General features: G+C 70.1%; 18 protein-coding genes. 8 read left to right on the forward strand and 10 right to left on the reverse strand.

Annotation, left to right across the window (positions count from 1 at the left end; genetic code table 11):
• Positions 1–38 precede the first annotated feature (38 nt).
• On the forward strand, positions 39–959 hold the full coding sequence (locus ACIQPR_RS06065; RefSeq protein WP_403642500.1) for a macro domain-containing protein: 921 nt from the start codon (positions 39–41) through the stop codon (positions 957–959).
• Between the two features lie 93 nt (positions 960–1,052).
• Here the strand turns inward: ACIQPR_RS06065 and ACIQPR_RS06070 are convergent, their stop codons facing one another.
• The 4 genes from ACIQPR_RS06070 to ACIQPR_RS06085 all read right to left on the reverse strand — a co-directional run bounded on the left by ACIQPR_RS06070 (position 1,053) and on the right by ACIQPR_RS06085 (position 4,845).
• Positions 1,053–1,748: a TIR domain-containing protein gene (locus tag ACIQPR_RS06070; protein WP_403642503.1), complete on the reverse strand. Its 696-nt coding sequence runs from the start codon at positions 1,746–1,748 to the stop codon at positions 1,053–1,055.
• On the reverse strand, positions 1,745–3,358 hold the full coding sequence (locus ACIQPR_RS06075; protein ID WP_403642506.1) for a hypothetical protein: 1,614 nt from the start codon (positions 3,356–3,358) through the stop codon (positions 1,745–1,747). Before ACIQPR_RS06075 ends, ACIQPR_RS06070 begins: the two co-directional genes overlap by 4 nt.
• A gap of 32 nt (positions 3,359–3,390) precedes the next feature.
• Positions 3,391–4,086 (reverse strand): hypothetical protein, encoded by a 696-nt coding sequence (locus tag ACIQPR_RS06080; RefSeq protein WP_403642508.1) that lies wholly within the window; start codon positions 4,084–4,086, stop codon positions 3,391–3,393.
• Positions 4,087–4,359: 273 nt separating this feature from the next.
• Positions 4,360–4,845, reverse strand: a complete 486-nt coding sequence (locus ACIQPR_RS06085) for a DUF4265 domain-containing protein (RefSeq protein WP_403642510.1) — start codon at positions 4,843–4,845, stop codon at positions 4,360–4,362.
• Positions 4,846–4,887: 42 nt separating this feature from the next.
• Between ACIQPR_RS06085 and ACIQPR_RS06090 the strand changes: the two genes are divergently transcribed.
• Both ACIQPR_RS06090 and ACIQPR_RS06095 read left to right on the forward strand, forming a co-directional pair.
• Positions 4,888–5,373, forward strand: coding sequence for a hypothetical protein (locus ACIQPR_RS06090; RefSeq protein ID WP_403642513.1), 486 nt, complete (start codon positions 4,888–4,890; stop codon positions 5,371–5,373).
• Between the two features lie 502 nt (positions 5,374–5,875).
• Positions 5,876–6,055, forward strand: coding sequence for a hypothetical protein (locus ACIQPR_RS06095; RefSeq protein ID WP_403642516.1), 180 nt, complete (start codon positions 5,876–5,878; stop codon positions 6,053–6,055).
• A 100-nt stretch (positions 6,056–6,155) separates the two neighbouring features.
• Here ACIQPR_RS06095 and ACIQPR_RS06100 read toward each other — a convergent pair whose 3' ends face one another.
• Positions 6,156–6,917 carry a phosphoglyceromutase gene (locus ACIQPR_RS06100; RefSeq protein ID WP_403642518.1) on the reverse strand — a complete coding sequence of 254 codons (762 nt, stop codon included), beginning with the start codon at positions 6,915–6,917 and terminating at the stop codon, positions 6,156–6,158.
• 169 nt (positions 6,918–7,086) lie between these two features.
• Between ACIQPR_RS06100 and ACIQPR_RS06105 the strand changes: the two genes are divergently transcribed.
• On the forward strand, positions 7,087–8,352 hold the full coding sequence (locus ACIQPR_RS06105; RefSeq protein ID WP_403642521.1) for an MDR family MFS transporter: 1,266 nt from the start codon (positions 7,087–7,089) through the stop codon (positions 8,350–8,352).
• A gap of 88 nt (positions 8,353–8,440) precedes the next feature.
• Here the strand turns inward: ACIQPR_RS06105 and ACIQPR_RS06110 are convergent, their stop codons facing one another.
• Entirely contained in the window at positions 8,441–8,848 is a 408-nt protein-coding gene (locus ACIQPR_RS06110; protein WP_403642524.1) for a hypothetical protein, read from the reverse strand.
• 277 nt (positions 8,849–9,125) lie between these two features.
• Complete coding sequence (locus ACIQPR_RS06115; protein ID WP_403642526.1) at positions 9,126–9,563, reverse strand: DUF2000 family protein; 438 nt, start codon at positions 9,561–9,563, stop codon at positions 9,126–9,128.
• A 49-nt stretch (positions 9,564–9,612) separates the two neighbouring features.
• Here ACIQPR_RS06115 and ACIQPR_RS06120 point away from each other — a divergent pair, with 49 nt between their 5' ends.
• Both ACIQPR_RS06120 and ACIQPR_RS06125 read left to right on the forward strand, forming a co-directional pair.
• Positions 9,613–10,422 carry an AraC family transcriptional regulator gene (locus tag ACIQPR_RS06120; RefSeq protein WP_403642529.1) on the forward strand — a complete coding sequence of 270 codons (810 nt, stop codon included), beginning with the start codon at positions 9,613–9,615 and terminating at the stop codon, positions 10,420–10,422.
• Positions 10,423–10,431: 9 nt separating this feature from the next.
• Positions 10,432–11,076 carry a methyltransferase domain-containing protein gene (locus ACIQPR_RS06125; protein WP_403642532.1) on the forward strand — a complete coding sequence of 215 codons (645 nt, stop codon included), beginning with the start codon at positions 10,432–10,434 and terminating at the stop codon, positions 11,074–11,076.
• A gap of 1 nt (position 11,077) precedes the next feature.
• On the opposite strand, the gene ACIQPR_RS06130 is transcribed toward ACIQPR_RS06125, so the two are convergent.
• The 3 genes from ACIQPR_RS06130 to mshA all read right to left on the reverse strand — a co-directional run bounded on the left by ACIQPR_RS06130 (position 11,078) and on the right by mshA (position 14,663).
• Positions 11,078–12,706: a glycosyl hydrolase family 28-related protein gene (locus tag ACIQPR_RS06130; protein ID WP_403642535.1), complete on the reverse strand. Its 1,629-nt coding sequence runs from the start codon at positions 12,704–12,706 to the stop codon at positions 11,078–11,080.
• A gap of 114 nt (positions 12,707–12,820) precedes the next feature.
• Positions 12,821–13,333, reverse strand: a complete 513-nt coding sequence (locus ACIQPR_RS06135; protein WP_403642538.1) for a YbjN domain-containing protein — start codon at positions 13,331–13,333, stop codon at positions 12,821–12,823.
• Entirely contained in the window at positions 13,326–14,663 is a 1,338-nt protein-coding gene (gene mshA, locus ACIQPR_RS06140; protein WP_403642540.1) for a D-inositol-3-phosphate glycosyltransferase, read from the reverse strand. The genes ACIQPR_RS06135 and mshA overlap by 8 nt, the downstream gene beginning before the upstream one ends.
• Positions 14,664–14,890: 227 nt before the next feature.
• On the opposite strand from mshA, the gene ACIQPR_RS06145 reads away from it, so the two are divergent.
• Positions 14,891–15,703 carry a class I SAM-dependent methyltransferase gene (locus ACIQPR_RS06145; RefSeq protein WP_403642543.1) on the forward strand — a complete coding sequence of 271 codons (813 nt, stop codon included), beginning with the start codon at positions 14,891–14,893 and terminating at the stop codon, positions 15,701–15,703.
• Between the two features lie 253 nt (positions 15,704–15,956).
• Positions 15,957–17,045: an NlpC/P60 family protein gene (locus ACIQPR_RS06150; protein WP_403642545.1), complete on the forward strand. Its 1,089-nt coding sequence runs from the start codon at positions 15,957–15,959 to the stop codon at positions 17,043–17,045.
• The last annotated feature ends 267 nt before the right edge of the window (positions 17,046–17,312 follow it).

Genomic DNA, 17,312 nt, shown 5'->3' on the forward strand with positions numbered 1-17,312 from the left:
ATCACCCTGTGTCACCGAGAAGTGACAAGAAGATTATCATGATGCCTTGGAGAAACCGGGTGCCCCAACTGCGCGTACCGACACGTTTCCTACGGCTCTACGGCACCGGGCGCGCCCGTAGGGTTTTCGTCCGCAACACGATGGTGGCCTTCGGCGGAATATCGGCGGTGCTCCAGTTCGTCGGGCAGTTCTTCCCGCGGAGTTTCCCCGACCCCGGCACGGTCACCGTGGTGGCGGTGGCGGCCTGCCTGGTGTGGGGGCTGGGTCAGGCGCGGCCGGTGCTGCGGGTGGAGCAGGTGTTCCGGCGCCCCGATCTGACGGTGGTGGTCGAGGCGGGCGACCTGTTCGACCAGCCGGCCCATCTCGTCGTCGGCTTCTGCGACACCTTCGACACCGCGACGGACAACGGCGATGTCATCAACACGGCCAGTGTGCAAGGTCAGTTGCTGCTCCGACGCTACGACGACGACGTACGGCGCCTGGACACGGAGCTGGTCGCGGCACTCGCCGGGGTGGCGCCGGTCGCGCGGGAGGAACGGCACCGCAAGCCGCTGGGCAAACTGGACCGCTATCCGGTCGGCACGGTGGCGGTCCTCGGCACCCGGCCCCGGCTGGTGTTCGCGGTCGCGTACAGCCGTATCGGCAACGACTGCGTCGCCGCGTCCAGTGTGGAGGAACTCTGGCTGGGCCTCGGCCGACTCTGGGACGCGCTGCACCGGCACGCCCAACTGGAGCGCGTGGCCATGCCGTTGGTCGGCTCGGGGCTCTCCCGGCTCGATCACCTCGACCAGGACAGTCTGCTGCGGCTGATCCTGATGTCCTTCGTGGCCCGGTCGCGGGAGGGCGCGGTCTGCCGGGAGTTGCGGGTGGTGGTGCGGCCCGCCGATCTGGAACGGATCGACATGCGCGAACTGGCGGCCTTCTTGAGGTCCTTGGCGTCGGGCCTGGACCGCGCGTGAAGGAGAGGGGGAAGGGGGAGGGGACGGAAGCCGAGGCTCCCGTCCCCTCCCCCTTCCCCCTTCCCCCTCTCCTTCTTGGTTCTCTTCTGTGATTCAGGCGAGTCGGCGGTACGCGGCGAGGTTCCGGAAGTGCCGGGTCTCGCGCCATTCCGGTCCGCTGTCGTCGAGTCGGCAGCCGGCCAGGCGCAGCCGGGCGGCGATCTTCGCGAGGGAGGACTCCGTGCCGTCGAACCGGATGACGTTGATGCCCGCCGTGTCGGCGACATGGCGCAGCCGTCCGACCTCGACGATGACGGTCCGCTCGGGGTAGGCCATCAGCACCATGCCGAGTTCGATCAGCACGTTCTGCCGTGGCTGGCCGGTGAGTTGGGTCTCGTCGTCGCGTTCGCGGTTGCCGAGCAGGTGCGGGTGGAGCTTGGCGACGTCGTCCGGGGTGAGCAGGACCAGGGCGGCCTGCGCCTGCGCCGGTGCGTTCATCACCACCTCGCCGAGGAAGGGTGCGGTCTTGCCGGTGGCGCGCACCAACTCCTCCCACTCCAGGGGCCGTAGATCGAGTCGGCGCAGCAGTCCGAACATCGCCCGCCGTACCTCTTCGTCCCGGCCGTGCACGACGAAGACGCTGCGGGCACGGTCGTGGACGGCGGGCGTCGGCTGATCCGCCGGCCGGTCGGAGGTCGGTGGTTCGGTGGCCGAAGTCGCGGGCGCGGCATGGTAGTTGTAGCCGAAGCCCTGGTTCTCCCCGCCGAGGATTACCTGGCTGTTGTCGCCGAACGTATGGCTCTCGCTCATGGCTGGTCCCTTCGACCGGCGGGCGATTCCGGGCCCTGTGGCCCGTAGTTGTAGCCGAAGTTCTCGTTGTGCCCGCCGAAGATCGCCTGGGAGTTGTCCCCGAAGAGGATGTTGGTCTGGGCACGGTCGTGGTCGGCGAGATCCACCTGGTGCTCGTCCAGGAACTGCCGGATGCCCTGGAGCAGTCGGCGCTCGACGATCTGCGAGTACTTCAGGGCGTCGGTCTTCTGGAAGAAGTGGTGGTAGGTGTCGCTGGTCGCCATCTCCCGGACGCTGGTCAACGCGCCGCAGTCCACGGACGCGTTGGCGTAGCGGGCGAGCCGGAACTCGCTGGTGTCGGCCGTCACGCCCACCGTGGTGAACTCGATGGTGGAGCGCCCGCCCCGCCAGGGCCGCAGCAGTCGGCGCACCCGCTCCGGCAGGAAGCGCTCGGGGAAGGCCCGTAGCGGCCACAGGCACAGCGCCGCGCACCGGCTCGGCACGGCCTTGACCATGTCCCACGCGATCCGCACCGCCAGCCTGCGGTCGAAGCTGTTCGGCAGTCGGTCCACGAGGTGGAACTCCCTTACCAGCGGCCCGAGTACATAGGTGTAGAACTCGGTGTGCAGGGTGTCGCCCTTGAGGTCGAACCCGACGAAGATCGAGGTCACCAGCTCCTCGTTCCAGGAGCCGACGCGCACGCACAGATACTCGCGGGCCGCGTCGTAGTCCTCCCGCCAGTGGACGTCCGGCAGATCGCCCAGGCCCGGCAGCCGGGACCAACCGGCGCCCAGCGTACGGTCGTTGGTGCGGATCGCGGTCGTGTAGCGGCGCTGCTCGACGGTCAGCCCCTCGATGCGTTCGTCCCGGCGGGCCTCCTCGCGCAGTTCCGCGCCCATCCGGGCGGCGACGTAGGAGGTGATGTCGTGGACGGTGAACGGCAGGACCGGCTTGCGTTCCACCTCGTCCAGGTCGCGCCCGGCGCCGGGCAGTTCGAAGTCCTTGCGGGCGGCGAGGCGGTTCCAGGGGGCGCCGAGCAGGAGTTGGGCGTTGGCCCAGTCGCGCAAGGGCAGTCCGGCGCCGACGAAGGGCCGGAAACCGCCGTAGAAGACGAGGCCGCCGTGGCTGCCCTGTTCGCCGTCGATCTTGTCGATCAGGGCGTCGGTGAGCTTGGTGTTGGCCGGGTAGGAGCCGTCGAAGCCGCCGTCCGGGCCGGTCTCCTTCAGGCGGGTCATCAGGATGTGCAGGGTGACGACCCGGCGCAGGTAGGCGGAGCCCCACAGCACCCAGAACATCAGCTGCGCGGCGACGAAGACGCTCAGCGGGCCGATCGCCAGCAGCAGGAGCGCGACCGCCGAACCGGCGACAACTCCCCTTTGGATACGGCGCAGTCGGCGCGCCGCGAGCGCGTGGGCGAGGACCGACACGGCGTCGTAGCCGTAGGACGGGGCGACCACTCTGAAGCGCCGGTGGAGCAGTTCGCGGATGACGTCCCGACGGTAGCCGGGGTCGAGGTAGGTGCCCGCGGAGAGCAGGCGGGTGGCCTTGGTCCGCGCGTACGCGCGGGCGACCTGCGGCGGCGCCCCGGGCGACGGGACGGGCGGATTGCGGTGCGGTGCCTGTGTGCTCACGATGGTTCAGCGCTCCACTCGTACGGGGTCGGTCAGCTGATCCGGGTTGCCGTGCCGTGGGTGATCACACCGTCGAGAACGGTGTAGGTGACGTGGTACGAGTGCGAAGTACCGTCCGTCTGAAGGGCGTTGAGGACCAGCGTCACGACGGTCCTCTGGACGGACAGCTGGCTGGCGGTGTCGCGCTGGGTGGTGGCGTAGCCCGCGACGAACGCGTCGTAGTCGGCGTCCCCCAGGTTCTTGCCGCCCAGGTCCCAAGCCGCCTGGTAGTCACGGCCGTTGACCGCCGCGAAGTAGGCGGTGACGACGGCTCGCGGATCGGCGTCGGGGGTGACCGGGTCGGTCGAGGTCGGACCGAGGGTGGGCGTGGAGGTGAGCGTCGGTGTGGACGTGGGGGTGAAGACGCTGGTGGAGGCGGGGACAGGCGTCGGATCGCCGAACAGATTCCCTCCCTCGCTGCCGGCGGTGCCGACGGTGCCCCCGCCGTCCCCGGTGTACGTGTACGACGCCGTCGGCGGGGTCCAGGTCTTGGCCTGCGCCGCTCCGCCGCCGGTCGAGAAGGAACCGTCGACCAGCCCGATGAGCAGGAGGATCACCAGGGGCACCCCGATGACGGTGAGCCCCCAGGTCCGGGCGGCTCCGACGGGCGGTATCAGTCCGTCGGCACGGTAGGAGGCGGGCGGGTTCGGCACGGCGGGCGGGTACGACGGTGGTCCGAGGTCGTTCATGGGGCACTCCAACGGTCGCGACAGTGCGCCGATCTCGCGCCCCCGTCGCACAACGGCTGATTGACACCTTGCATGCCACCGCCGCCCCCGCTTCCGCCACCAGAACCGATCCGCTTCCGAACCACTTCCGGACATACGACAAGCCCCCTGCCGACGAGGGACTCGTCGGCAGGGGGCCCGTGCACCTGGTGGTCGCCGTTGGTCGTCATTGGCCCCTGGTGAGCGGCCTCGGACGGCCCAGGGGCGGCCCGGTCATGGGCCACATGAACGGCGTCAGCCGGTGGATGTGGCCCGCCATTGTGCGGTGATGCACCCCTCTTCCATGTCCCACCACTCTTTGGCCACACCGTGGTCGAGGAGCCGTTGCACCTTGGCGAGATCGGCCGTGGGCGGGACGTCCAGGGCGACCATGCCGAACTTCTCTATACCCTCGCCGTCGACGCCAAGTTTCTTGAACGCGTTGATCACGCTCTGCCGTGCGGCTCCCGAACCGCCGTCCCGCATCACGATGAGACGGATGGTGCAGTTCTCGGAGCGCCGAACCACCTCGCCGGCCCACCGCACCCCCTCCTCATCGGCCTCAGTCGCCACGATGTCCCCACAGGCAATGCCCCGAACGAACCACGGGATGTTGTCGAGCCGTGCGGTGCCGTCACCTTGGTCGACCGCCCACAGGCTCTCCACGGAGGCCGGGGGCCAGTCTTCCTCGATTTCCATCCGGAAGTGCACCTTCACGTATGGGCCCTCGGGGTTCGTCATAGTCCCCAGAATGCAGAACCCTGACGCGGCGGCCGCAGGTGGGTGGCCGATGACGTCTGCTCAGAGCTGGATCCGGGTTGGTCCCCACCCCAGCCGACGACAGCCAGCCACGACGGCGAGGACTTCGACCGATCACGCGCGGGTACGCCTCGCTGTACCCCCAACGGCCTCCGTCGCCTTGCCTGTGGCGTCGACCAGAGCAAGCCACGGCGTACGTCACTCAGCGAGGAAGCGGGGAAGCGGGCGCCGGCCTCGGCCGACGTGATCCCCGAGCGGAAGCCTGACGAGTCGTACGCCGAGTCTCGCGAGAACGGCATGCACGCCCTCAGACACTTCTACGCCTCGGTGCTCTTGGACACCGCGGAGAACATCAAGGCCTTCGCTGAGTACCTGGGCCACTCGGACCCTGGTCTGACGCTTCGCGTGTACGCACACCTGATGCCGTCCGACGAAGAGCGCACCCGAACGGCAATCACTCAGGCGTACGAAGCCTCCATGTACGGGCGCGATCTTCCCTACGGCCCATAAGAGAGCATCAAAGATTTCTTCCTCGCGAGGAAGACTTTCCCTCTCGCGAGAATGAAAGCCAGCCAGCACACGGTCAACCCGCCAGCAGAAACAGGAACTCTCCCTCCCGAGGGAGAGTTCCTGTTGTTCCATCGCTGGAACAAGTTGTTCAAATAATGAAACAACCAGCCGTTGAGACTCAAGCCGCCCCAGTTAGCTGTGCAGCCAGCCGCAGTTATCCTTCAACCAGCTCAGAGCGGACAAGCAGCGAGATGAAACAAGGGGAAAGAAGAGGCAAGTGAGGCGCTGTGAGCCACCCAGAATGCCTCACTGCCCCTGTTCCGCAGACGAACTGTCTACAGAAGAGGGACAGCAGCCGCATTTCATCTGCACGTTTGTGCTTCGGGTGACGGCTATGGGAAAGTTCCAGCGCATACGAATGCCGCCCGTCCAGGGGCGGCATTCGCTTCCATTTTCCGCGCTCGGAAACCCTAGCCAGGAACCGACCACAGATGGAGGCCACATGGTCCCACGCGCAGGTGTCACCGTCGACATCTGTCCCCGCGACCTGCCGATCGCGCTCATCGGCACGGCCGGCGGTGCACTCGCTCTCTGGGCCCGCGCCCCCGCCGAGATCGTCATCCCGACGGCTCTGCTGATCGTCCTCGACATCCGCGTCCGCCGCTGGCGCCGACGCGCCTGACGGCCCGATCCAGCAGCTGACGCCCCAGAGACGGCCTGAGGTCACCGAAAAGCCCCCCACCCGCAGGGAAACCGCAGGTGGGGGGCTCAATTGTGTCGCGTTACTTCTTCTTGCCCTGGTTCTTGACCGCCTCGATCGCCGCCGCCGCCGCGTCCGGGTCGAGGTATGTGCCGCCGGGCTTGAGCGGCTTGAAGGACTCGTCCAGTTCGTAGGCCAGGGGGATGCCCGTCGGGATGTTCAGGCCCGCGATGTCGGCGTCGGAGATGCCGTCGAGGTGCTTGACCAGGGCGCGGAGGCTGTTGCCGTGGGCGGCGACGAGGACCGTGCGGCCGGTCAGGAGGTCGGGGACGATGCCGTCGTACCAGTACGGGAGCATGCGGACGACGACGTCCTTCAGGCACTCCGTGCGGGGGCGCAGCTCCGGGGGGATCGAGGCGTAGCGCGGGTCCGCGGACTGGGAGAACTCCGTGCCGTCCTCAAGGGGCGGGGGCGGGGTGTCGTAGGAACGGCGCCAGAGCATGAACTGCTCCTCGCCGAACTCCGCGAGGGTCTGCGCCTTGTCCTTGCCCTGGAGGGCGCCGTAGTGGCGCTCGTTCAGGCGCCAGCTGCGGTGGACCGGGATCCAGTGGCGGTCGGCGGATTCGAGGGCGAGCTGCGCGGTGCGGATCGCGCGCTTCTGGAGGGACGTGTGGACCACGTCGGGGAGGAGATCGGCGGCCTTCAGGAGCTCGCCACCGCGGACCGCCTCCTTCTCGCCCTTCTCGTTCAGGTTGACGTCCACCCAGCCGGTGAACAGGTTCTTCGCGTTCCACTCGCTCTCGCCGTGGCGGAGGAGGATCAGCTTGTACGGTGCGTCGGCCATGCCTCAGAGCGTAATCCACGCATTCGGGTCGGGATCGGGTGGCCGTCTCCCGGCCGGACAGTTGACGGCTTCTGTTAATTGAGTGGTCCGCCGGACCCTCCCCTTCGTAAGTTGTGCCTGCCGCCTTGGCCACTTACACACCACCTGTCCGACCGTGGGGGAACGATCCATGTCACTCGCCGCCCTGAGACGTGCCGCCCGCGAAACCCTCTCCGGTCTGCCCCGCGAGTTCTGGTGGCTGTGGACCAGCACCCTGGTCAACCGGCTCGGCGCGTTCGTCTCGACCTTCATGGCCCTGTACCTGACGCTCGACCGCGGCTACTCCGCCACCTACGCCGGTCTCGTCGTCTCCCTGCACGGCCTCGGCGGGGTCGTCTCCTCCATCGGCGCGGGCGTGATGACCGACCGGCTCGGCCGCCGCCCCACGCTCCTCGTCGCCCAGTCCTCGACCGCGGCGGCCGTGGCACTGCTCGGCTTCGTGCACGACCCCCTCGCCATCGCGGGCGTCGCCTTCCTGGTGGGGATGGCGAGCAACGCGTCCCGCCCGGCGGTGCAGGCGATGATGGCGGACATCGTGCGCCCGGAGGACCGGGTCCGCGCGTTCTCCTTGAACTACTGGGCCATCAACCTCGGCTTCGCCGTCTCCTCCATGGCCGCCGGTTTCATCGCCGAGGTCAGCTACCGCGCCGGGTTCCTGCTGGAGGCCGGGATGACGGCGGTCTGCGCGGTCGTCGTCTTCCTGAAGCTGCCCGAGTCCCGGCCCGCGGTCGCCGACGGCGGCGACGGCGGGAAGCCGGCGGACTCGGTGGGCCTCGGGACCGTACTGCGCGACGGGCGGTTCATGAGCGTCGTAGGACTGTCCTTCCTCGTCGCCCTCGTCTTCCAGCAGGGTTCGGTCGGTCTGCCGGTCGCGATGGGCGAGGCCGGTTTCACCCCCGCCGACTACGGCACCGCCATCGCCGTCAACGGCTTCCTCATCGTCGCCCTCCAGATCCCGGTCACCCGTCTCATCGAACACCGCGACGCCAAGCGCCTGTTGGTCGTCTCCTCCCTCCTCGCGGGCTACGGCTTCGGACTCACCGCGTTCGCCGGCTCGGTCGGCGTCTTCGCCCTCACGGTGTGCGTGTGGACCCTCGGCGAGATGATCAACGCCCCCACCCAGACCGGCCTCGTGGTCCGCCTCTCCCCCGTCCAGGGACGCGGGCGCTACCAGGGCATGTACACCCTGTCCTGGGCGGTCGCCGCGTTGATCGCCCCCCTGATGTCCGGCTTCGTCATCGACCACTTCGGCGCGGAGTGGCTGTGGGGGTTGTGCGCGGTCGTGGGGACGGGGGCGGCGGTGGGGTACGGGGTGCTGATGCGGCGGCTGCCGGCCGCCGAGACGGCCGGCTTCGAAACCCCGGTGGCGGCGAAGCCAGAGGTCGGCGCGGTCTGAGGGCCGTGCTCAGCACACACCGGCTCAGCACGGCACCGTCTCAGCACACCACTGGCTCAGCACGGCACCGGCTCAGCAAACGGCCGGCTCAGCACACCACCGTCACTGAGAACGGCCGGTCGCTGTCCACCGTCGCGTTGCCCGGCCCGGACGGTGTCGCCGTGCGGACGAAGAGGGTGTTGCGGTTCACCTGGCCGACGAGGATGGACGCGCTGCCCGGTCCGGGGTCGCTGCCGCCGTTGGTGTTGACGGTGCCGAGGAGGGCGCAGCCGTTGAGGTTGTGGGTCGTGGTGATGTTGTAGCGGCCGTTGCCGAACCGGTGGACCCCGCGGATGCCCTGCCCGCCCAGGAGGTGTCCGTTGGCGGCGACCTTGGCCCAGTCGGCGGTGGCCGCCGCCCGGTGGACCTGGTCCGGTTGGGCCGACGCCGCGACCGTGCCGCCGAGCGCGAGTGCGGTCGCCACGGCCCCCAGGGCCAGCTTCGTGGATCGGTTCATGGTTCTCTCCCTGCCGACTGCCGAAGGATGGATCGGATGGATCGGATGGATCGGGTGCATCGGATGGATCGGTGCAGGTGGCCCGCCCCGGGCGCGGGCTCACCGGGGAGGACTCTCCTCCCTCCCCGCGCGTGTCCAGAAGGCTTCACCGCGACGGCCACTCGAACCGGTCAAGCCGTCCCGCGCGCCCGCATCATCCGCGCCGTACACGGGCAGTCATCACCGAATCACCCCGTGTGCCGGCACGCTCACACCCTCCCCACGGATCCATCCGCCCTCACGGATGCATCCGCGCCCCCTTCACCACCTTGTCCACTCCGTTGCGCGGCCCGTACACCGCCAGCCCCACCACATCCAGGTCCGCCGTGGCGACGGCCCGTACCGCCGCGCGGTTGTCGCGGTCGTTGCCGGTGGCGAACAGGTCGGACGTGAAGACCGCGCGCGGCAGGGACCGGGCCAGTACGCGTCCGTGGGCCGCCGTGAGGGTCTCCTTCGTGGCCTCGAAGACCAGCACCGGCTGTCGGAACATCGGCAGATAGCCGACCCCGTCGGCGTCCTCGTACGGCTCCCCGATCACCTCGGGGATCTGTGTGCCCAGGCCGCTGACCAGGAAGGACGTGACGTTCAACCGCTGCCAGGGCGCCAGGTCCTCGCGCAGCAGGACGGCGATCTTCGTGTCGAAGCGGAGGGGGTCGCCCGCGATGTCAGTGCTCATGCACCGAGACTGCCGAGCACCCCAGGACCCCGTCTTGTACGTTCTTTGCATGGCCCCGCGGCAGGAAGTCTCCGCGTGGCGGCCCCGTATCCCCGGTGTCGTCGAGGTCTTCCACGCCCACTTCACCGAGTACGCCTACCCGATGCACGTGCACGACGCGTGGACGCTGCTGATCGTGGACGACGGTGCCGTGCGCTACGACCTCGACCGGCACGAGCACGGCACCCCGCACGACACGGTGTCGCTGCTGCCGCCGCACGTCCCGCACAACGGCTCCCCCGCCACCCCGCACGGCTTCCGCAAGCGCGTCCTCTATCTCGACGGGACCCATCTGGCGGACGGCCTGATCGGCTCCGCCGTCGACCGGCCCGATCTCCGTGATCCCGAACTGCGGTTGCGCGTCGGCCAGTTGCACACCGCGCTCGATCACCCCGGCGACGAACTGGAGGCCGCGAGCCGGCTGACGCTCATCACCGAACGGCTGCACGCGCACCTACGACCGTCCGCCCCGGCCCCCGCCCCCACCGCCGACCCCGCCCTGGCCCGCACGCTGCGCGAACTCCTCGACGCACGCGTCATCGAGGGCATCGCGCTCGACGAGGCCGCGCGGCTCCTGCACGCCCATCCCGCCCATCTGGTACGGGCGTTCAGCGGCGCGTACGGCATCGCACCGCACCAGTACCTGATGTCCCGCCGTGTCGACCGCGCCCGCCGCCTGCTGCTGGAGGGCCACCCGCCGGGCGAGGTCGCGGCGGCGACCGGCTTCTACGACCAGTCCCATCTCACCCGCCATTTCCGCAAGTCGGTGGGGGTCACGCCGGGGCGTTATTCACGCGACAGCCGACGGCGCCGTGGCTAGATTCCCCGTATGGACTGGCATGAGTGGCACGACTCCTACAACTCCCCCGATTCCTACCTGAGTCGGCGCCTCGCCCTCGTCCAGGAGCGCGTCCGCCACGCCCTCGACACCGCCCCGCCCGGACCCCTCACCGCGCTCAGCCTCTGCGCCGGACAGGGCCACGACCTGATCGGTGTGCTGGCCGACCATCCGCGCCGGGCCGAAGTCCGCGCCCGGCTGGTCGAGTTGGACGAGCGCAATGTCGCCGACGCGACCGGGGCCGCCCGCGCCGCCGGTCTGCCCGGGGTCGAGGTCGTCGCCGGGGACGCCGCGTCGACGGACCAGTACGCCGACCTCGCCCCCGCCGACCTCGTCCTGCTGTGCGGGGTCCTCGGCAACATCACCGACCCGGACGTCGAACGCCTCCTGGACCACTGCACCCAACTCTGCCGCACCGGCGGCACGGTGATCTGGACCCGCAACCGCAAGGCGCCGGACCTCGTGCCGCGGATCTGCGGCTGGCTGGAGGAGCGCGGCTTCGAGCGGCTGTGGGTGTCCGACCCCTCGATCACCGCGTCCGTCGGCGCCCACCGCTTCACCGGCGAACCCCGCCGACTCCCGCCCGGACAGCGCATGTTCGACTTCATCGGCTACGACACCCTGTGGCGCACCTGAGTCACAGCTTCCGCTGCGCCTCGTACAGGTTCCGCGGCCGTACGGCGTCGGTCGTGCCGTAGAGCTCCAGGCGGGAGTGCAGGTCGCCGGTGAAGTCGGGGACGTCGATCTGGTCGAACTCGGTGACCGTGTTGAGGCCCACCGTGGCGCTGTACGGGGCGAGTTGGTCGATCTTCATCAGGCCCGCGCGGCCGTTGGTGACGCGGATGTTCCAGTGGGTGAAGCGGGCGCCGAAGAGCGGTCCCGCGTTCGCGTCGCCGCCGTGGCGGCCGTTGTTGTTCACCGTGATGTCGGTGCGGACGTTGGCGAAGGGCAGGCCGCGGTGGCTGTCGAAGGTGCCCATGCGCATGTCGCCGCGCGACCAGACGTTGTGGGAGGACAGGCCCTCGACGTTGATGCCGTGGAGCTGGGTGTTGGGCGGGGCCGGGACCGTCCGTTCCTCGATCGTGAAGTCCTCGATGAGGTTGTCGTGGGAGCCCTCGCGGCAGAAGTAGGGGTGGTGGGAGCCGCGGCCCGCGACCGTCGTACCGCTCAGGGTGCAGGCGGAGGCCGCCACCAGGCCGAAGCCGTTGTCGACGTGACGGACCGTCACGTCCTCCACCCGGCAGTCGTAGGCGCATTGGAGGACGACCCCGTTGTAGCCCTTGTCGAGGAGGTGCGGCTGCTGCGGGGTCTCGACGGCCTCCAGGGTGAGGCCTTCGACACCTGAGCCCGTCAACTCCGTCACGTGGGTGGTCAGTTGGGGATTCCACTCGGGGCGCAGGTCCAGGGGGAGCGGACGCTCCAGCGTGACCTCGCAGCCCCGCACGCGCGCGATGCGGACGGGCCATTCGTAGGGGACGTAGGAGAGGAGTTTCGTCTTGTCGTCCCAGTAGTACGCCTCGGGGCCGGGGCCGCCGCCCGCCATGTGCTGGAGGAGGGTGTGGGCGGGGTCGTCGGAGAGGCGGAGCAACACCAGTGCGCCCGGCCTCAGTTGCGAGGGGTCGGCGACTCGGACCGTCCAGGAGCCCTGCCTTGCCGGTTCGACCGTCGTCAACTGCCGCCATTCGTCCCGCTTGTTGCCGGTCCAGCCCTCGAAGGGCCAGGCCTTCGCCCTGATCGCGGCGACCAGGGAGTCCCAACGGGCCGTCGGGGCCAGCCAGATGAGGCCGCCCGCCCAGGACCAGGACGACTTGTCGCCGCCGTAGCGGGAGCCGTAGACGCCGATCAGTTCGGTGAGGTTCTTGGTGGCGTAGAGCGTCGTACGGTCGCTGCCCGCGCCCCTGACCAGGACGTTCGAGTGGCCGACGCGGATCACGTCGTCGATGCGGAAGGTGCCGGGCGGGATGTGGACCGTGCCACCGCCGGCCCTTCCGGCAGCGGCGATGGCACGGTTGATCGCGGGGGCGGAGTCGGTGACGCCGTCGGCGACGGCGCCGTAGCGGCGGACGTCGAACACCCGGGAGGGGCGGGGCCGGCGCCGGGCGCCCGCGTCGCCGATGTACGGGATCTGCGGGTGAGTGAAGGGGGTGCGGGTGAACTCCCGCCAGAGGGAAGGGACTTGGCCTCGCGTTGCCGGTGGCGGCAGGGGGACCGCCAGGGCCAGCGCGCTGCCGAGCAGGGTTCGTCTGGTGACACGGATGCGGCTCATGTACGTACGTCCTCCCATGCGCGTGCAACTTCATGGATGTGAACGACGTTCAGAAATGTGCTGGCGGTGAGCATGGCATGGCGCCACGGCGTAGCGATAGGGGTCGGTACTAGATCAGTTGGCGGGACGCCGGGTCAGATGCGTGAACGCGTCCAGATTCCGCGTCGACTCCCCGCGCGCGACCCGCCACGCGTACTCCTTGCGGATCGCGGAGGCGAAGCCCAGCTCCAGCAGGGTGTTGAAAGCGCCGTCGGCGGCCTCCAGTACCTGGCCGAGGAGGCGGTCGATCTCGGCCTCGGTGACGGCGGGGAGCGGCAGCCGCCCGGTGACGTACACGTCACCGAGCTGATCGACCGCGTAACTCACGCCGTACAGCTTGAGGTTGCGCTCCAGGAGCCAGCGGTGGACGCCCGTCTCGTTCTCGTCGGGGTGGCGGATGACGAAGGCGTTGAGCGAGAGGGAGTGGCGGCCGACGAGGAGGGAGACGGTCGTCGACAGCTTGCGGGTGCCCGGGAGTTGGACCACGAACGTGCCCGACTCCGGGCTCTCCCAGTCGAGTTCGGCGCCCTTGAGGAAACCCTCGATGACCTGCGCCGCCGCCCGCTCCTGGTCCACTGCCTCACCCATGGTGCGAGCGTACGTGACGGCGGTGGGCCTGGGCCGCGGCCGTGTACACGTCGGCCGTGGCGGCGGCGGCCGTGTCCCAGCCGAAGCACTGCGCGTGTCGGGCGGCGGCCTCGCCCATGCGCGGCGCGAGCAGGCGGTCGTCGGCGAGGGTGCGCAGCACGCGCGCGTACGCGGCGGGATCGTGGCCCTGGACGAGGAAGCCGGTCTCCCCGTCGCGCACCGCCACCGGGAGGCCGCCGACCGAGGCCGCGAGGACCGGCGTGCCGGCCGCCTGCGCCTCTATGGCGACCAGCCCGAAGGACTCGCTGTAGGACGGCATGACCAGCACGGACGCGGCCCGGAACCAGTCCGCGAGCTGCTCCTGCCCGACCGGCGGCCGGAACCGTACGACGTCCGCGATGCCCAGCCGCGCGGCCAGCTTCTGGAGGCCCTCCGGCTTGGCGAGGCCGCTGCCGCTGGGGCCGCCGACGACCGGCACGACGATGTTCGAGCGCAGCTCGGGCCGCTCGTCGAGCAGCACGGCGACCGCGCGCAGCAGCACGTCCGGGGCCTTGAGGGGCTGGATGCGCCCGGCGAAGAGCGGAATGAGGGCGTCCTGCGGCAGCCCGAGACGGGCGCGGGCCGCCGCACGGCCGTCGGCGGGGCGGAAGCGTTCGAGGTTGACGCCCGGGTGCACCACGGCGACCTTGGCGGGGTCGGCCGCGTAGTGCCGTACGAGTTCGTCGGCCTCCTCGGCCGTGTTGGCGATGAGGCGGTCGGCGGCGGAGACGATCTGGGTCTCGCCGATGACGCGGGCGGCGGGCTCGGGGGTGTCGCCGTCGGCCAGGCTGGCGTTCTTGACCTTGGCCATGGTGTGCATCGCGTGCACGAGGGGGACGCCCCAGCGCTGCGCGGCGAGCCAGCCGACGTGGCCGGAGAGCCAGTAGTGCGAGTGGACGAGGTCGTAGTAGCCGGGGCGATGGCCGGCCCACGCCTGCATCACTCCGTGCGTGAACGCGCAGAGCTGGGCGGGCAGTTCCTCTTTGGCGAGGCCTTCGTACGGCCCCGCGTCGACATGGCGGACGAGGACGCCCGGGGCCAGTTCGACGGTCGGGGGGAGGACGGCGGTGGTCGCGCGCGTGAAGATCTCGACCTCGATGTTGATCGCGGCGAGGCGCTGCGCGAGCTCCACGATGTAGACGTTCATGCCGCCCGCGTCGCCCGTGCCGGGCTGGTGCAGCGGCGAGGTGTGCACGGACAGCATCGCGACCCGGCGGGGCCTGCGGTGCAGCCGCAGCCGCGCCGAGGAGGCCGCGGACCGCCGCCCGAGCCTGCTGACGTACTGGCTCACGTGGCGTTCCTCCTCGCTCCGGGCATGCCTGACGGAGGGTGTGGGGTTCCCTCCAAGGGGGTGCAACGCCAGGGGGCGGGATTCTCATTCCGGCGCATGGGGATTTTGCCTGGGCATTACCGGAGGTCGCTCAACCGTTCGAGGCATTCCTGCGTGGGCGGTCGCACCGCGCCCCCTCGGCCGCACCCCGCCCCGGCCCCCGCCCCCTCCCGCCTACCCTCGTACGTATGACAGCCCGCGCAGCCACCCGACCCGAAGGAACCGTGACGCGCGGGACGACCAACCCCAACCGGCTGCGCCGGATGGACCGCTGGATCGTGGCGACGCACGGTGCGCAGTTGCGAAGGGCCGTCGAGCCGGTCGCCGTCGACCTCGGGTACGGCGCCGCGCCCTGGACGGCCGTGGAACTGCTGGAGCGGCTGCGTTCCGTCGCGCCGCACGCGCGCGTGGTCGGCGTCGAGATCGAACCGGCCCGGGTCGCGGCGGCCCGGCCGTACGAGCGGGAGGGGCTGGTGTTCCGGCACGGCGGGTTCGAGATCCCCGTACCGCAGCGGCCGTCGCTGATCCGCGCGGCCAACGTGCTGCGGCAGTACGACGAGGGGCAGGTCGCCGAGGTCTGGGCACGGCTGTGCGGACGGCTCGCGCCGGCCTCGGAGCGTTCGCGCGGCGGGCTGCTCGTGGAGGGGACCTGCGACGAGATCGGGCGGCGGCACGTGTGGGTCGCGCTCGGGCCGGAGGGGCCGCGGACGGTCACCTTCGCGACCCGGCTCGGCTCCCTGGAGCGGCCCTCCGATCTCGCCGAACGCCTCCCCAAGGCCCTCATCCACCGCAATGTGCCCGGCGAACCGGTGCACGCCTTCCTCCGCGACTTCGACCGCGCCTGGGCCGCTGCCGCGCCCTACGCCTCCTACGGCGCCCGTCAGCGCTGGATCCGCGCGGTGCGGGACCTCACCGCCGACTGGCCGGTGGTGGACGGTCCGGTGCGCTGGCGGCAGGGCGAAGTGACCGTGGCGTGGGGGGCGTTGGCGCCGCGCGGGTGAATCCCCGTGCGCGGTGCGGCCCGTGGGGAACGATCTCCGCCGGCCGTTCGTCACACGGGCGGGGAGATCGCCACGGCGGGCGGGGAGATCGCCATGACCGGTCGTGCCAGGTCACGACAGGTCATGACCTGGAAGGAAAGGGAAGAAGTACGGGAAGTACTACCTCTGTCGTTTTGTGTCCGGGCATGGCACGATCCCCCAGGCGTCCGTAAGTTACTGACGGTCAATCAGCTATGGGCATGGGGGCAGGGGTATGGGAGCGGCGGGCAGGCGGGTCCTGGTCACTACGGCCGTCTCGGTGGTCTGCGCGGTCACCGTACTCGCGGCACCCGGCACGTCGTTCGCGAGCCCCACGCCCACCCCTACGGCGACCCCGTCGAGCACGGCGTCCCCGACTCCCGTGACCAACAAGGACCTTGAGGCCGTACGCGCGAAGCTCGACGACCTCTATCACGACGCCGCCGTCGCCACCGACGCCTACAACGCGGCCGAGGAGCAGACGCGGAAGCAGTCCGCGCAGATCGTCGAACTGGCCAAGAAGATCGTCAAGGGCCAGGAGAAGCTGGACGAGTTGAAGGACCGCGCCGGGGCCGCGGCCCGCTCCCAGTACCGCACGGGCGGACTCCCGGACGAGGCACAGCTGATCCTGAGCGACAACCCGCAGGCCTTCCTGGACGGCGCCGGGCGGATACTCCAGGGCCAGCGCGCCACCAAGGGCCTGATCTCCGAACTGACCCGCACCCAGGACGACTTGAAGCAGTACACCGCCGACGCCTCCGCCCAGTGGCAGGCGCTGGAGAAGAACCGCCAGGCCAAGGCCGCCGCCAAGAAGGAGATCACGGCCCGGATCGCGGCGGCCGAGAAGCTGGAGTCCCAGCTCGAACAGCGGGAGAAGGACCGCCTGGCCGCGCTGGAGCAGCAGGCCGCGCTGAAGGCGCAGACCGAGTGGCTCGACTCCGGCGTCCTCAAGGACATCAGCGGCAAGGCCTCCGCCGAGGGCAAGGCGGCGGTGGCGTACGCGACGGCCCAGCTCGGCAAGCCGTACGAGTGGGGCGCGGAGGGCCCGAAGTCGTACGACTGCTCGGGGCTGACCTCACAGGCCTGGGCGAGCGCCGGCGACCCGATCCCGCGCACCTCGCAGGAGCAGTGGAAGCAGCTCAAGCACGTCGACGTCAAGGACATGCGGCCCGGCGACCTGATCATCTACTTCGACGACGCCAGCCATGTCGCGATGTACATCGGCGACGGCGCGATCATCCACGCCCCGCGCCCCGGGCGCACGGTGACGATCGCCGGGGCGGGCTCGATGCCGATATTGGGCGTTGTGCGCCCGGACGCGTGATATGTCCGCCCGATAGGCGCGGTCACTGCCGACGCCCCGAACCACGTGACCTGGCACACGCCTCACCCGCCCCAAACCCCGCTCCGGCGTGACCTTCGTCATCCCCGCCCCACCACCGTCCTGCCCAACTGCGGTACAGAACACGGCATATGACTGTGGCCGCCTGCCAGGCGACCTGCCTCACACCATTCCTTTCCGGCGCCCACTACCGCTATGGTCCCGGTCGGTGGGTCGAGGTCCCTCGCCTCACCGCGCCCTCGGGGGGAG

This window comes from Streptomyces sp. NPDC091280 (genome assembly GCF_044768565.1).
Lineage (GTDB): Bacteria > Actinomycetota > Actinomycetes > Streptomycetales > Streptomycetaceae > Streptomyces.